The organism is Streptococcus sp. SS-4456 (assembly GCF_036680365.1).
In the GTDB taxonomy this organism is placed as follows: domain Bacteria; phylum Bacillota; class Bacilli; order Lactobacillales; family Streptococcaceae; genus Streptococcus.
The window spans coordinates 1-15,524 of sequence record NZ_JAVIHI010000022.1; the positions used below are offsets into that span (position 1 = coordinate 1).

Here is a 15,524-nt window from a genome sequence, read left to right on the forward strand (position 1 = left end):
CTGAGACATAATGAATCCTCCAGTTTGTTTTTTATAACAGTATACTGGAGTAAGGAATGAGTGGATAGATACCTTGTTATTGGGCGGTTACAGTCAATCAAATAGCTAAGGTAGGTATATTAGGAATGTTTTGACATTTGGAGAAAATGGAATAGTGGAATTTTTAAAAGCCATGGTATTCCCTTTTGTTTGGGATATTACCATGGCTTTTGTTGATAATTGCTCCTTCTATTCGTTTGAAGAACTGGATGCTGTACTGGTTTCTGTACTCGTTGCCGTATTATTTTGTGCATCAGAGCTTGTTGTACTGCTTGAAGAGCTACCATTTAATTCAAGATAGGTTGGTGCTTTGAAGAGGTCTATCGTAGATTGGTTTCCCTTCTTACTGTAAAGGCTGGTAGATTGGTCGCCCAGCTCCGTTTCGATGGCAATCTCAGCTACCAAGGAATCAATGTAGTTGTATTTGCTAGCATCTAGGGCTGGCAGACCATTGTCAAAGAAGCGGATGAGGTCGCCTGTTTGAATGGCATCACTCGCTACTAATTGGGCAGTTGCAGCTTCCTTGATCACATCAATTTCCTTTTGGGTGGTTTCGTCAGGATTGGTAATTTCAATCCCTGTTTCGGTATAGTAAATCTTACCTGCATAACTGGTGTATTTGGGTGTGATAAAACTTCCTTCTGTTCGGAGAGCCACGATTTGCTTGTTTTGAGGTGACAATAAATCCTGACCGACCTGTAAGAAATTATTTGCTTTTATGCCTAGCAGGTGTTCGAGTGTTGGGAGGGCATCGATTTCTCCGCCAAAGGTATTGAAAATGCCTCCCGTGGTCATACCTGGCACCACAATCATATAAGGGACGCGTTGGAGCATGGCATTGTCAAACTCTGTCCAGGTTTGAGGGTCTTTATTCAAGAGTGGAGCCAAATCTGGATTGCGTGAATTAGATATTCCATAATGGTCGCCGTAGAGGACGATAACTGAATTTTCATATAAACCAGTCGCCTTCAAATAGTCGAAGAAGGACTTGATGGATGTATCCAAATAATTGGCAGTAGCAAAGTAGCCGTTGATGGTTTCATCATCTGTATTGGCCAGTGGAAATCCTTTCTCATCGCCAATCAAGCTAGTGGTATAAGGATAGTGGTTGGATACGGTGATGAACTTGGCATAAAATGGTTGCTGCATCCGTTCCAAATATTTGATGGAATCTGCAAACATGATTTTATCATTTAAACCATACTGGAAAGAGTTTTCTTCTGTCGCTTCGGAAAAGTAGGATTGGTCAAAGAAATAGTTGTATCCCCATTGTTTGTAGGTGTTATTCCTATTCCAAAAACTAGCCGAATTACCGTGGAAGACAGCAGATGTGTAGCCACCGTTCTGAGATAGGATATAAGGTGCTGCTTGCTGGGTATTGCTTCCGCCATACTGAACCATGAATGAGCCTTGGTTTAATCCAAATAAGGAGGTTTCAATCATGGTTTCAGCATCGGATGTTTTACCCGCCTTGACTTGATTGAAGAAATTGGAGAAAGCTAGAGTAGAGTTGGAATGATAGAGGGAATTGAGGAAGGGGGTTACTTCATACTCTGCTCCATTTACCTTTAGCTTGTAATCAATGACAAATTGTTGCAGGCTTTCAAGATGGAGATAGATGACGTTGCGTCCCTTGGCAATGCCGAAATAGTTATCATTGGGCTGGGCATAGTGTTCCTCAACGTACTGTTTAATGGGTTCAAGGTCACTTGGATTGGCTCCTGAGCGATCCTTATGGGCTGTATAGGTCTGATGAGCATTATAACCTAAAAAGGCTGGCAAACCCAAGGCTCTGACGATATAGGTATTTGAAAAACCTCGTGTCAATAATTCAGGTCGATCAACTTCAGCCAAAAATAGATTGATGGAGAAGAGCAGGGTTGAGAATGCTGTTACAGCAAAGCTAGCCTTTGGATAGAAAGGCTGTTTATCCCAATTGACATTTTTTTGATAGAGAAGGACGCCAAAAGCGATAAAGTCTAGAAAATAAACCAGATCCCAGGGCCGAAATAGCTTGATTGCTGCTTCACCAAGACCTGCAGAAACACTAGATGTTGCCATCATGGTTGAGATGGAAATGTAGTCTGAAAATTCTCGGTAGTAAACAGCGTTGGAAAACAGCCAGGCGAAGAGCAGGAGATAGAGGCCGCTGGCCAGTACGTAAAATAGTTTAGTCTGTTTGGCGTATAGGGCCAGTCCTATTAAGAGTAGAGCGATTGGTAAGGGATTGAGAATGGCAATAAAATGCTGAAACAATCCTTGTAAATCTAAGCTAAAATCAACGTAGTAGGCCCAGAGGGTCTTGAGCCAATACATCACTAGAAGTAGGAGGACGAAGCCAAACCGAGTTTTGGAAAACTCTTTGACATAGTCAATTATTTTTTTCACAAATACACCTCATGGTCCTTTCTAAATCTCAGTTCATTATACCATAATTTTAAAATAAGCCTCAAAGTTTGGAGTTTTTTTGGAATATATGCAAAATCGTGTTATAATAAATATATGAAAATAAAGGTAAATCGAATTGTAGAGCAGAAGATTAACAGGGGCATTCAACTCCTAGATAGTGCTGATTTTTCAGGTTTTTCTGTGACAGAAGATAGGCTTGTTGACCTGGTTTCTGAAGCTGGAAAGTATCTTGGAGCAGCTTATCTTTCTCCTCAAAATAAGGGGATTGGCTGGCTGTATAGTCGCTCCAAAGAAGAAGTGACAGAAAGCTTCTTTGTGAACCTGTTCAGGAAAGCACGACAGAAGCGACATTATTTTTACCAGTCTGACTTAACCACTGCCTTTCGTTTGTTCAATCAAGATGGGGACGATTTCGGTGGTTTGACGGTTGACTTGTATGATACATATGCAGTTTTTTCCTGGTATAATACCTTTATCTATTCGAGGAAAGATATGATTATTACTGCCTTCCAAGAGGTCTTTCCAGAGGTGAAGGGTGCCTATGAGAAAATCCGTTTTAAGGGCTTGGACTATGAGTCAGCCTTTCTATACGGACAAGAGGCCCCGGAAAATTTCACTGTTTTAGAGAATGGAGTTGCCTATCAAGTTTTCATGAACGACGGCTTGATGACGGGTATTTTTCTGGACCAACATGAAGTCCGCGGTTCCTTAGTAGATGGACTGGCGGCTGGAAAATCACTGCTCAACATGTTTTCCTACACAGCAGCCTTCTCAATTGCTGCCGCTATTGGTGGGGCAGTGGAAACAACTTCGGTTGACTTAGCCAAGCGATCGCGTGAACTTTCTAAAGCTCATTTTAAGGTTAATGGTATAGAATTAGATCATCATCACTTTGTGGTCATGGATGTCTTTGAATATTTCAAGTATGCTAAGCGCAAGGGATTGAGCTATGATGTCATTGTCTTGGACCCACCCAGCTTTGCCCGTAATAAAAAGCAGACATTTTCGGTAGCTAAGGATTACCACAAACTAATTTCTCAGTCCTTAGAGATTTTAAATCCAAATGGAGTAATCATTGCATCAACCAATGCAGCCAATGTTACGGTTGAGAAATTCCGTAAACAGATTGAAAAAGGTTTTGGGCCGCAAGAGCATAGCTATGCTGCGACCTATCGCCTACCAGCCGATTTTACAATCAATAAAAATGATGAAAGTAGTAATTACCTCAAGGTCTTTACGATAAGGGTAGAAAAATGAGAATAGTAGTACCTATTATGCCTAGAAATTTGGAAGAAGTAGAGGCTCTTGATGTGGGGAGATTAGCAGAAGCAGATCTCATTGAGTGGAGAGCGGATTACCTTCCAAAAGAGGATATTCTAAGAGTAGCTCCTGCCATTTTTGAAAAATGCAATGGCAAGGAAGTGATTTTTACAGTTCGAACGACCCGTGAGGGTGGCTATTTGGACTTGGCAGATCAGGAATATGTGAACTTGATTAAGGAAGTGGCTGCCCTCTATCAGCCAGACTACATTGATTTTGAATATTATTCCTATCAGTCAGTTTTTGAACAGATGTTGGAGTTTCCAAATCTTGTTTTGAGTTATCATAATTTTGATGAAACACCTGCTAACTATTTGGAAATCATGTCTGAATTGACCAGCCTTTCGCCAGCAGTAGTTAAAATGGCAGTCTTGGCAAAGAGTGAGCAGGATGTCTTGGATGTTATGAACTATACTCGTGGCTTCAAGACCTTAAATGCTGAACAGACCTTTGCGACCATTGCCATGGGTGAGCTAGGAAAAATCACACGGATTGCAGGGGTCATTACTGGTTCTTGTTGGACCTTTGCAAGTTTGGATGAAGTATCGGCTCCAGGACAGATGTCTTTGGCCAATACACGTAAGTTTTTGGAAATTTTGGAGAATTAAATATGCGTTATTTAACAGCTGGTGAGTCCCATGGACCACGCTTAACAGCCATCATCGAGGGAGTTCCAGCTGGTCTTCCTTTAACTGCAGAAGATATCAATGCGGACTTGAAACGTCGTCAAGGTGGCTATGGTCGTGGAAGCCGTATGCAAATCGAAACTGACCGTGTCGAGATTACAGCCGGTGTGCGTCATGGTAAGACAACTGGAGCGCCAATTACACTTAATGTGACCAATAAAGATCATCAAAAGTGGTTGGATATTATGGCTGTAGAGGACATTGAAGATAAGCTGAAAAGCAAGCGTCGTATCAGACATCCTCGTCCGGGTCATGCTGACTTGGTTGGTGGGATGAAATACCGCTTTGATGATTTGCGAAATTCCTTGGAGCGTTCTAGTGCGCGTGAAACCACCATGCGAGTGGCAGTCGGTGCCGTCGCCAAACGAATTTTGGCGGAGCTGGATATTGAAATTGCTAACCACGTTGTCGTTTTCGGTGGTAAGGAAATCGATGTTCCAGATGGCTTAACAGTCGCAGAAATTAAAGAGCGTGCAGCCAAGTCTGAAGTTTCCATCGTTAACCAGGAACGTGAAGAGGAAATCAAGGCTTATATTGACCAAATCAAGCGTGATGGGGATACCATTGGTGGTGTCGTCGAAACCATTGTTGGCGGTGTACCTGTTGGTTTAGGTTCCTATGTTCAATGGGATAAGAAATTGGATGCTAAGTTGGCTCAGGCAGTTGTGTCTATCAATGCCTTTAAAGGTGCAGAATTTGGTGTCGGCTTCCAAGCGGGTTACTTGAAAGGTAGTCAGGTCATGGATGAAATTCTTTGGTCTGAGCAAGAGGGCTATACACGCAGAACCAACAATCTCGGTGGTTTTGAAGGTGGTATGACAAATGGAGAACCATTGGTAATCCGAGGTGTGATGAAACCAATTCCAACCCTATATAAACCTTTGATGTCCGTTGATATTGACACGCATGAGCCGTATAAGGCGACTGTGGAGCGTTCTGACCCAACGGCTCTTCCAGCAGCTGGTGTGGTTATGGAATCTGTAGTTGCTACGACCATTGCAACAGAAATCTTGGAGAAATTCTCTTCTGATAACATGGAAGAATTAAAGGCTGCAGTATCAAGTCACCGTGACTATGTTAGAAATTTCTAGGTCGACAATGAAAAAAACTATTTTGATAGTCGGTCTAGGACTGATTGGAAGTTCTCTAGCCCTCTGTATCCGCAAACAACACCCAGATTATCATCTCTTAGGTTATGAACCCAATCAAGTATCAGCAAGTATAGCCATAGAAAGACAGATGGTTGATGAGCTATCGGATAATCTAGCTGAACTAGCTGGTCAAGCAGATGTGATTTTGCTATGTGTTCCCATTCAGGTCTCACTTGATTTGATAGAAGACTTAAGTTACATGAAGCTGAAAGAAGGAGTTCTGATTTCAGATGCAGGCTCGACTAAGTCAGCTATTGTGGCTGCAGCAGAGCGATTTTTCTTACCTAAACAAATCAATTTCCTTGGTGGCCATCCCATGGCAGGGAGTCACAAGTCAGGTGCTGCCGCTGCAGATTTACACTTGTTTGAAAATGCCTACTTTATCATGACCCCCTGTCAGGCTACAAGGGCAGATGCTGTACCTAGATTGACAGATTTACTGTCTGGAACAGGTGCCCGCTTTGTGCAAATTGATGCGGTAGAGCATGATAGGGTAACTAGTCAAATTTCCCATTTTCCACATGTCTTAGCCTCGAGTTTAATGAATCAGGCTGGTGACTATGCTAAAGAGCATCCTTTCACAAACAATTTTGCGGCAGGTGGTTTTCGTGATATGACGCGAATTGCTGAGAGCGAGCCAGGGATGTGGACCAGCATTCTCATGACCAATCCAGAAGCGATTTTGGATCGAATTGAGGAATTTAAAGATCGATTGAGCCAAATTTCAACGGTTCTAAAGTCTGGTGATAAAGAGGCTATCTGGGAATTCTTTGAAAAAGGACGTCAAACCCGCAAAGCTATGGAAATTCATAAGCGAGCTGGGGTGGATTCCTTCTATGATTTATTCCTTAGCGTTCCCGATGAGGAAGATACGATTTTGAAGGTTTTGGAGGTTCTACGTGGAATTTCCATTGTCAATATCCGAATCAATGAAGAGAACCGTGAAGATATTCACGGTATATTACAAATTACGTTTAAAACAAAAGAGAATTTGGAGGAGGCTTCGCAGCGATTGCGGATCCAGACCAACTACCAAATTAACCATGATTAAAGGAGAAAGTTTATGTCAACAAATATCTATGATATTGCAAATGAATTGGAACGTGCTATCCGTAACCTGTCTGAATATAAGGCGGTAGAAGCAGTCAAAGTTTCCGTTGAAGGAAATCCAGAGGCCAAAGAAATTTTGGAGAGCTATATCGCCTTCCAAAAAGGTATTCAGGAAAAATTACAAGCGGGTGAGATTCCAACTGAGGAAGATCAAAAATCCATGTTGGATTTCAATAAGAAGGTTCAAGCCAATCCAATTTTGGTTGAATATTTTACAAAACAACAACAGTTGGCAGCTTACGTAGCTGATTTGGAACGTATTATTTTCAAACCCTTGAATGAATTGTTATAGAGAGTACAGCCGAAAGGCTGTATTTTTGTTTGAAAAATTGGACATTACTTGACATTATGGAAAAATTGGTATATACTACAATTAGTATATGGTTATAACCAGTATATAGAAATATTATATTGAATTAAGGAGATAGGACGTGTCTAAGTATATATATGCTAAGTCTATTATTTTGAAGGATACTGAGGTAGAGAATGCCTATCTCGAACTAACAGATATAGGTACCTTTGGTAAAATTCTGACAGAAAAGCCTGAAGGGGATATTATCGACTATTCCGACTATCATCTGGCAGCAGGTTTGGTGGATACCCACATTCATGGCTATGCATCCCACGATGTCATGGACAATGATTTTGAAGGCATCAAGGTCATTTCAGAAGGCCTCTTATCTTGTGGGGTAACTTCTTGGTTGCCAACAACCTTGACAGATTCTACTGAAAATTTAGATGCCGTCTGTGAAACCATTGGAACTTATGCAGGGCAAGAAACAGGTGCTAAAATTCAAGGTATTTTCTTAGAAGGTCCCTTCTTCACAGAGAAATACAAGGGAGCACAAAATCCTAAGTATATGAGCGATCCATCGATTGAAAAATTGGATAAATGGCACCAGCTATCCAAGGGGTTGGTCAATAAAATTGCCATTGCGCCCGAGCGTGAAGGTGTGACAGAATTTATCGAATTTGCAAATAGCAAGGCCATTCATACAGCTCTTGCCCATAGTGATGCGACCTATGCGCAAGCCAAAGCAGCTGTTGATGCAGGAGCCAATATTTTCGTACATGTTTACAATGGTATGAGTGGTCTACATCATCGCGAGCCAGGAATGGTTGGCGCAGCCTTGAATTTAAAAAATGTGTTTGCAGAAATGATTTGTGATGGTCACCATGTTCATCCAGCGGCAGCAGAAATTGTTGTCAAGGCGCGTGGCGCAGAAGAAACTGTATTGATTACGGACTGTATGCGAGCAGGAGGCATGGGTGAAGGAAATTCTCGACTAGGAGAATTTGAAGTCATTGTCAAAGACGGCACAGCCCGCCTCAAGCACAATGGCAGCTTGGCAGGCTCCATTCTAGAGTTGATCCAGGCTGTTCAGCATGTGGTTGAATGGGGCTTGGTTTCCCTGCCGGACGCCCTTCGAATGGCATCTTTGGCACCAGCTCGCTCTGTCAACATTGATCATGTTTGTGGTCAGATTGCAGAAGGACGGGCAGCAGACTTTATCGTCGTCGATGATGCAGGAAGATTGCAAGCAACCTACTTAGACGGTGTGAAACGATTTGAAAATTAGTTAAAGGCTTCTAAATTGCTAGTTGTATATCAACAGCAACTTAATTGGTAATACTATTTTCCAGGAGGAATCTAATGACAAAATTACAACTTTCTCAGGCTAAATTTGACCATATGACACGCTTATCAAACAGCGACAAAGTCATTGCAGCCCTAGCTATTGACCAACGTGGTGCATTGAAACGCCTTTTGGCTGCGGCAGCAGGTGGTGGCGAATTTGGAGATGATATTTTGATTGATTTCAAAAAAGTCATCTCAAGCGATTTGACGCCGTATGCAAGTTCCATTCTCTTGGACGCTGAATACGGAGTTCCAGCTTCAGAATTGCGCCATGCAGATTGTGGCTTCATCGCAGCTTATGAAAAAACAGGTTACGATGCCTCAACTCCAGGTCGTTTGCCAGACCTTTTGCCAAACTGGTCTGCCAAACGCATCAAAGAATTGGGTGCGGATGCCGTGAAAATCTTGCTTTACTATGATGTAGATGATAAGCCAGAAATCAACGACATCAAACACGCTTGGGTAGAACGCATTGGTAGCGAGTGTATCGCAGAAGATATTCCTTACTTCGTTGAAATCTTGACTTACGATGCCAGCGACATGGATGTAACCTCTCGTGAATACGCAGCCCTCAAACCACACAAGGTAAATGGTGCTATGCGTGAATTCAGCAAGCCACGCTACAATGCAGATGTGCTTAAGGTAGAAGTACCAGTTAATATGAACTTTGTAGAAGGCTACACAGATGAAGATCCAGTCTACACAGTTGAGGAAGCCAAGGCCTTCTTCAAGGAGCAAACAGAAAGTACCCACTTGCCATTCATCTATTTGAGTGCTGGTGTGTCTGCGAAACTCTTCCAAGAAACCCTTGTCTTTGCTAAAGAAGCTGGTTCAAGCTTTAACGGTGTTCTTTGTGGACGTGCGACTTGGAAGGATGCAGTAGCAATCTTTGCAAGCGAAGGGGAAGAAGCAGCTAAAGCTTGGTTGGCTGACCAAGGCCGTCGCAACGTTGAAGAACTTAACGAAGTGCTTGCAACAACTGCTCGTCCTTGGACAGAAAAAGTAGAAGTTAAATAATAAATTCAGGAATTGGGCATTGCGCAATTCCTATTTTTCATGAAATTTGTTAAAAAAGTTGAAAAATCTGAAAATTTAAGCAATTTTTGTTGACAAATGCTTGAAAATGAATTAAGATAAGTAAGAATAAAAAAACATCAGAAAGGAAAACAGAAATGTTACTAATGTGTCAAAATCATTCAGCTAATCATACTTATTTCTACGGCTATTTTAGATAGTGTTTGTATACATGGTAAACATGGATGCAAACACGGGAACGTAAAGTTTGTATCTATGTGGCTGTAGCTGTTTTGACGTGTGCCCCATAGATGATACATCTAAATGGCACAGTAATTCCTTCTGTTTTCATATACAGTTGAAATATGGGACCGTTTAGAGTGTAGTCTAAGCGGTCCTTTCTTGTTCATTTTTTATATATAAAAAGGAGATAAATCATGGGATTTAAAAAAATTATTCTTAGTTCAGTAACACTCTTATCAGCAATTACCTTGGCTGCATGTAGTTCTAATTCATCAGATTCAAACTCAGTTAATATTGGTGTTATTCAATATGCCGAGCATGAAGCATTGACAGCGGCTCGTGAAGGTTTCGTAGAAGCCTTGGCAGAAGCAGGTTATAATGAAGGTGAAAACCTAACTATCGATTTGCAGAATTCACAAGGTGATCAAGCTAACCTGCAAACTATGGTTGAAAAGTTAGCAGGCAACAATGATATTAACTTTGCGATTGCAACTCCTGCTGCTCAGGCTATGCTAAATGCGGATGCTGAAACACCAAGTGTCTTTACAGCTGTAACGGATCCAGTTGAAGCAGGCTTGGTGGAATCCCTAGAAGCCCCAGGTGGGACTATGACCGGTTCAATCGATGCAACGGATGTGGAAGGCCAGATTGAGATGTTGCTCAAGGTCGTTCCAACTGCGAAAACAGTCGGTATTTTCTACAATTCAAGTGAGGTAAACTCGGAAGTTCAAGCTGAGCAGGCAAAAAAAGCACTCGAAGCAAAAGGTGTAAAAGTAGAAGTAACAACTGTTACGACGACAAACGATGTTCAGCAAGCCATTACATCCCTAGCTGGAAAAGTAGATGCCATCTACCTTCCAACGGATAACACTGTTGCCTCAACTGCTTCAACTATTGGTGATGTTTTGAAAGAAGCAAAGGTTCCAGCTATGGGTTCTGACGCGGCGGTTATTGATGCAGCACTCTTTACCTACGGTGTTGACTACCATGCAATCGGTGTGCAAGCCGGAGAATTGGCCGTTAAGATTTTGGAAGGAGAAAAGCCTGCTGATTTAGCAGTTGAAAAACCAAACTCAGCAGCGATTACAGTTAACGAAGAAATGGCAAATGCTGTTGGTATTGATGCAGCAACCATTAAATCACTAGAAGAATAAACAGTTAGGAGATTGGATTATATGTATAATAAGCTAGTAAAAAAATTGGCAAGTGTTTCATTGGTAAGTGTAGCAGCTTTGACTCTTGCAGCTTGTTCATCTACTTCAGAACAAGCCTCTTCTGAAGCAGTTAAAGTTGGTGTCCTTCAGTATATGGAGCACGAGTCATTGACAGCAGCGCGTGAAGGATTTGTAGATGAACTGGAAGCTAATGGCTACAAGGAAGGTGAAAAATTGGTCTTGGATTATCAAAATGCCCAAGGTGACCAGGCCAACCTTCAAACAATTTCAGAACAATTGGTTGGGGGAAATGATTTAGTCCTCGCCATTGCAACGCCTTCTGCTCAAAGTTTAGCAACAGTGTCAACGGAAACGCCAATTGTTTTTACTGCAGTTACAGATCCGCTTTCGGCTGATTTGGTTGAATCTATTGAAAAACCAGGCGGTTTATTGACAGGTACATCTGACCAGGCTCCTATTGATAAACAAGTTGAATTGCTGGGTCAAGCTGTTCCAGAAGCTAAGACAGTAGGTATTTTGTACACTACTAGCGAACGGAACTCAGAAGTTCAGGTTGAACAAGCCAAGGAATTGCTTGAAAAAGCTGGTTACAAGGTAGTGGTAAAAGGAATCACTTCGACTAATGAAGTGCAAGATGCGACTACAAGCTTGATGAAGGATGTAGATGCCCTATTCATTCCAACAGACAATACTATCGCTTCAACCATGACAATGATTGGTGAATTGTCTGTGGAGCATAAGGTTCCTGTCATCGGTGGTTCAACAGATATGGTGGACGAAGGTGGACTCTTGACTTATGGCACAAACTATGAGGCACTCGGACGTCAAACAGCCAAAATGGCCATTAAGATTATTGAAGGTACAGAAGTGTCAGAAACAGCTGTAGAATACCCTGAAACAGTTAGCCTTCATGTCAATGAAGAAATGGCTGAGAAACTAGGCATTGATACTTCTAAACTTTCAGTAACAGAATAAAAGTGGTAAAATAGAACCTAGTTTTACTTTTATCAAATAAGGAGAAAATTGTGGATATTATTTTATCAAGCATTTCGCAAGGCCTGCTCTGGTCGGTCATGGCGATTGGTGTTTATCTGACATTTCGTATTTTAGATATCGCAGATATGACAGCGGAGGGGTCTTATCCCCTCGGTGCTGCAGTCTGTGCAACAGGGATTGTTAATGGAGTGAATCCTCTGCTTTCAACGTTCTTGGCAATGGTCGCAGGCATGGGAGCAGGTTTAGTTTCAGGTTTGCTTCATACAAAACTGAAAATTCCAGCTCTTTTGACAGGTATCGTCACTTTGACAGGTCTCTACTCTATCAATTTGAAAATTTTAGGTAAGGCCAATGTGGCCCTACTAAAACAAGAAACCTTAGTAACTCAATTGCAGGAATTTGGTTTGACCAAAACAAATGCCGTCCTGATTATCGGTCTTGTCTTTGTACTAGCAGTTGTAGGCCTACTTACTCTTTTATTGAATACGCAAATTGGTTTGGCTATTCGATCAACCGGAGACAACATCCCAATGAGTGAGGCCAATGGTATCAACGTTGACAATATGAAAATCTATGGCTATATGATGTCAAATGGTCTGATTGCCCTCTGTGGCGCTTTGTTGACACAAAACAATGGCTATGCGGATTTGAACTCTGGTACAGGTACCATTGTTATCGGTCTAGCCTCTGTTATTATTGCAGAAGTAATTTTACGCAACTTGCGCTTGGGTTGGAGATTGCTGTCTGTTGTACTGGGGGCAGTTGTTTACCGTTTGATTATCCTTGCAATTTTGGAAATTCCAGGCATGGATGCAGACCTTGTAAAACTCTTCTCGGCTATTCTTTTGGCAACAGTCCTTTATGTGCCAGAATTGCAGAAGAAGCTCAACATTCGTCGACCAAAATTGAACGGAAATGCTTAGGAGGAAGTCATGAAAACTATTTTATCTATACAAAATATTCATAAAACCTTCGAAGCAGGAACTGTCAATGAGAACCATGTTCTTCGTGGGTTGAACCTAGATGTGAAAGAAGGTGATTTCATTTCCATTATCGGTGGTAATGGTGCAGGTAAATCAACTTTCATGAACTCACTAGCTGGTGCTTTGACGGTTGATTCGGGCGATATTTTGCTTGAAGGTAAATCCATTAAGCATGTATCAGCAGCCAAACGCTCTAAGGACATTAGTCGAGTATTCCAAGATCCGAAAATGGGAACCGCCTCTCGCTTGACCATTGAAGAAAACATGGCCATTGCCTACCGCCGTGGTTTATCTCGTGGACTTGGTTGGGGTGTAAAAGACAGCGAACGGGCTATTTTCAAAGAAGCATTAAAAGAGCTTGGCTTGGGCTTGGAAGACCGTATGAAAGTGGATACGCAGTTCCTATCAGGTGGTCAACGTCAGGCCTTGACCCTGATGATGGCTTCGCTTGTGAAACCAAAGGTTCTACTTTTGGATGAACATACTGCTGCCCTGGATCCAAAAACCAGCGACATGGTTATGGAATTGACCAAGAAAATCGTGGAAAGTCATCAATTGACAGCCCTTATGATTACGCACAACATGGAAAATGCCATCGAATATGGAAATCGTTTGGTCATGTTGCACCGTGGTCAGATTGTTGTCGATGTAGCTGGAGAAGAGAAAAAGAACTTGACTGTTCAAAACTTGATGGACCTCTTCTACAAAAACAGCGGTGAAAAGCTAACTGACGATGAGATGATTTTGTAAAAAATAAGACTACTGATTTCATGCAAGTCAGTAGTCTTTTTTCTTATGGTTGTAGAAATTCTAGCATTTCTTCCATCGGAATTTGATGGATGGCTGCCTGACCTAATTGTGAAACGATGACTAGTTTGATGGACTTGCCTCGCGCCTTCTTATCACGGGTTAAGGCTGTGAATAATTCATCGATATTCCATGGTTGGTGTGCAGTTGGTAGTCCGAATTTTTCACACATGGCAATGATTTTTTTAGTGATACCAGCTGGCATGAGTCCTTTTATCTCAGCTACACGTGCTATCTGAACCATACCGATGGCAACAGCTTCACCGTGCATGACTTGGCCGTAACCAGCAGTCGCTTCAATGGCATGTCCAATCGTGTGACCGAAGTTGAGATAGAGTCTGACACCATTGTCCAATTCATCCTCGACAACGACCTTGCGTTTGACTTCGCAGGAATGGTAGATGATATAGTCAGCGTGTTCTAAAATGCTTTCGACAGATCCGTCTAGTTGAGCTAGTTTTTCCCAGAGTTCCACATCATCTATAAGGCCGTATTTAACCACCTCACCCATTCCTTCAATCAATTCACGTTTGCCAAGGGTATTGAGGGTATCAGGATCAATGAGTACTCCGTCTGGCTGGCAGAAGGTACCTACCATGTTCTTGGCAAATGGGGTATTGACGCCAGTTTTTCCCCCGATAGAGGAATCAACCTGGGCAGTCAAGCTGGTTGGAATTTGGAGAAAGTGGATGCCACGCATATAAGTTGACGCGACAAAGCCAGCCAAATCGCCAACTACACCGCCTCCGAGGGCGATAATGCCGTCACTTCGGGTCATGCCATGCTGTACGAGAAATTCGTAGGCTTGATTGACAGTATCAAGATTTTTTGAGGCTTCGCCTTCTGGAAATGCAAAGACAATGGTTTCAAAACCAGCCGCTTCCAGACTAGACTGTACTATTTCAGCATAGAGTGAACCGACGTGGTCATCTGTGATGATGGCGATTTTCTGAGTTTTCCAGAGCCCTTTGACCCAGGAACCTGCCTGTGCTAAACTTCCTCTTTCAATGAGGATATCGTAGGGATTGTTGGGAAGATTGACGGTTAGTTTCATCCGGTTTCCTCTCTAGTTGATGTCGTATTTCTGGACTAATTGGTCCCAAATCATGTCAGTCGGCATTTCCTTTCCAGTCCAGGATTGGAAGGCCTCGGCTGCTTGAAAGAGAAGCATGCCTAATCCGTTGATGGTTGGATTGCCTTGTGACTGGGCTAGTTTTAATAAGGGTGTTTCAAATGGTTGGTAAATAATGTCCGCAACCAAGAGTTGTTCTGGAAATTCTAGGTTGGCAGGAATGGGAAGAGAAACACCATCCATACCGACACTTGTTCCATTGATCAGCAAGTCTGATTGAGTAATTTCTTTTTGAATTATTTGGCTGTCTTCGTTGGCCAGAACCTGCATAGGAACACCAGTAGTTTGTGCAATAGGTGCTACACTTGTCTGTGTTCGTTCCAGGCTTTGTCGGCGACAGAAAATGGTGATTTCTTTGGCGCCATCCAGAGCAGCCTGGGACATGATAGCAGTAGATGCACCGCCACCTCCTAGGATGGTTAGTCGCTTGTTCTTAACTTGAAAGCCTTTTAGTCTTTCCAAACTCTTGAAAAATCCAATTCCATCGGTATTGTGTCCGATTAGTTTACCGTCTGTGTGAATAACGGTATTAACTGCTCCAATTAAGCGAGCTGATGGTGTTAGGTCATCAAGGTAGGGAATGACGGCTTGTTTGTAGGGCATGGACAAATTGATACCAAACATGTCATAGCGTTTGATATTGTCAAGAGTGACTGCCAAGTCTTCCTCTGGTATTTCCCAAGCGACGTATACTCCATTTACACCTGTTTCCTTAAAAGCCAGATTATGTATGAAGGGGGAAATAGAGTGCTTGATAGGCTTGGCCACAACAGCTGCTAGACGAGTATATCCATCTATAGTCATAACTTTCCTCCAATTC

Annotated in this window: 14 protein-coding genes; 11 read left to right on the top strand and 3 right to left on the bottom strand. The window is 42.3% G+C overall.

Features of this window, described 5'->3' with window-relative positions:
• Positions 1 to 228 precede the first annotated feature (228 nt).
• A complete protein-coding gene (locus RFK25_RS07190) occupies positions 229 to 2,427 on the bottom strand; it encodes an LTA synthase family protein (protein ID WP_332412607.1) in 2,199 nt (732 codons plus the stop codon).
• A gap of 114 nt (positions 2,428 to 2,541) precedes the next feature.
• Here RFK25_RS07190 and RFK25_RS07195 point away from each other — a divergent pair, with 114 nt between their 5' ends.
• The 11 genes from RFK25_RS07195 to RFK25_RS07245 all read left to right on the top strand — a co-directional run bounded on the left by RFK25_RS07195 (position 2,542) and on the right by RFK25_RS07245 (position 13,515).
• Positions 2,542 to 3,705, top strand: a complete 1,164-nt coding sequence (locus RFK25_RS07195) for a class I SAM-dependent rRNA methyltransferase (RefSeq protein ID WP_332412609.1) — start codon at positions 2,542 to 2,544, stop codon at positions 3,703 to 3,705.
• Positions 3,702 to 4,376 (top strand): type I 3-dehydroquinate dehydratase, encoded by a 675-nt coding sequence (gene aroD, locus RFK25_RS07200; protein WP_332412612.1) that lies wholly within the window; start codon positions 3,702 to 3,704, stop codon positions 4,374 to 4,376. The genes RFK25_RS07195 and aroD overlap by 4 nt, the downstream gene beginning before the upstream one ends.
• 2 nt (positions 4,377 to 4,378) lie before the next feature.
• Positions 4,379 to 5,545 (top strand): chorismate synthase, encoded by a 1,167-nt coding sequence (gene aroC, locus RFK25_RS07205; RefSeq protein WP_332412614.1) that lies wholly within the window; start codon positions 4,379 to 4,381, stop codon positions 5,543 to 5,545.
• Positions 5,546 to 5,552: 7 nt separating this feature from the next.
• Positions 5,553 to 6,656 (top strand): prephenate dehydrogenase, encoded by a 1,104-nt coding sequence (locus tag RFK25_RS07210; RefSeq protein ID WP_332412616.1) that lies wholly within the window; start codon positions 5,553 to 5,555, stop codon positions 6,654 to 6,656.
• A gap of 12 nt (positions 6,657 to 6,668) precedes the next feature.
• A complete protein-coding gene (locus tag RFK25_RS07215) occupies positions 6,669 to 7,007 on the top strand; it encodes a YlbF/YmcA family competence regulator (RefSeq protein WP_332412618.1) in 339 nt (112 codons plus the stop codon).
• A gap of 139 nt (positions 7,008 to 7,146) precedes the next feature.
• Positions 7,147 to 8,295: an N-acetylglucosamine-6-phosphate deacetylase gene (gene nagA / locus RFK25_RS07220; RefSeq protein ID WP_332412621.1), complete on the top strand. Its 1,149-nt coding sequence runs from the start codon at positions 7,147 to 7,149 to the stop codon at positions 8,293 to 8,295.
• A gap of 74 nt (positions 8,296 to 8,369) precedes the next feature.
• Positions 8,370 to 9,371 carry a tagatose-bisphosphate aldolase gene (gene lacD, locus RFK25_RS07225; protein WP_332412623.1) on the top strand — a complete coding sequence of 334 codons (1,002 nt, stop codon included), beginning with the start codon at positions 8,370 to 8,372 and terminating at the stop codon, positions 9,369 to 9,371.
• A gap of 434 nt (positions 9,372 to 9,805) precedes the next feature.
• Positions 9,806 to 10,765: an ABC transporter substrate-binding protein gene (locus RFK25_RS07230; RefSeq protein WP_332412625.1), complete on the top strand. Its 960-nt coding sequence runs from the start codon at positions 9,806 to 9,808 to the stop codon at positions 10,763 to 10,765.
• 21 nt (positions 10,766 to 10,786) lie between these two features.
• Positions 10,787 to 11,761, top strand: a complete 975-nt coding sequence (locus RFK25_RS07235) for an ABC transporter substrate-binding protein (protein ID WP_332412628.1) — start codon at positions 10,787 to 10,789, stop codon at positions 11,759 to 11,761.
• 50 nt (positions 11,762 to 11,811) lie between these two features.
• The gene (locus RFK25_RS07240) at positions 11,812 to 12,705 is read left to right on the top strand and encodes an ABC transporter permease (protein ID WP_332412630.1); all 894 of its coding nucleotides are present in this window, start codon (positions 11,812 to 11,814) and stop codon (positions 12,703 to 12,705) included.
• A 9-nt stretch (positions 12,706 to 12,714) separates the two neighbouring features.
• Complete coding sequence (locus RFK25_RS07245; protein ID WP_248051595.1) at positions 12,715 to 13,515, top strand: ABC transporter ATP-binding protein; 801 nt, start codon at positions 12,715 to 12,717, stop codon at positions 13,513 to 13,515.
• A gap of 43 nt (positions 13,516 to 13,558) precedes the next feature.
• Here the strand turns inward: RFK25_RS07245 and aroB are convergent, their stop codons facing one another.
• Together aroB and RFK25_RS07255 are read right to left on the bottom strand one after the other, a co-directional pair.
• Entirely contained in the window at positions 13,559 to 14,626 is a 1,068-nt protein-coding gene (gene aroB, locus RFK25_RS07250; RefSeq protein ID WP_332412634.1) for a 3-dehydroquinate synthase, read from the bottom strand.
• A 12-nt stretch (positions 14,627 to 14,638) separates the two neighbouring features.
• Positions 14,639 to 15,508, bottom strand: coding sequence for a shikimate dehydrogenase (locus RFK25_RS07255; protein WP_332412636.1), 870 nt, complete (start codon positions 15,506 to 15,508; stop codon positions 14,639 to 14,641).
• Between the last annotated feature and the right edge of the window lie 16 nt (positions 15,509 to 15,524).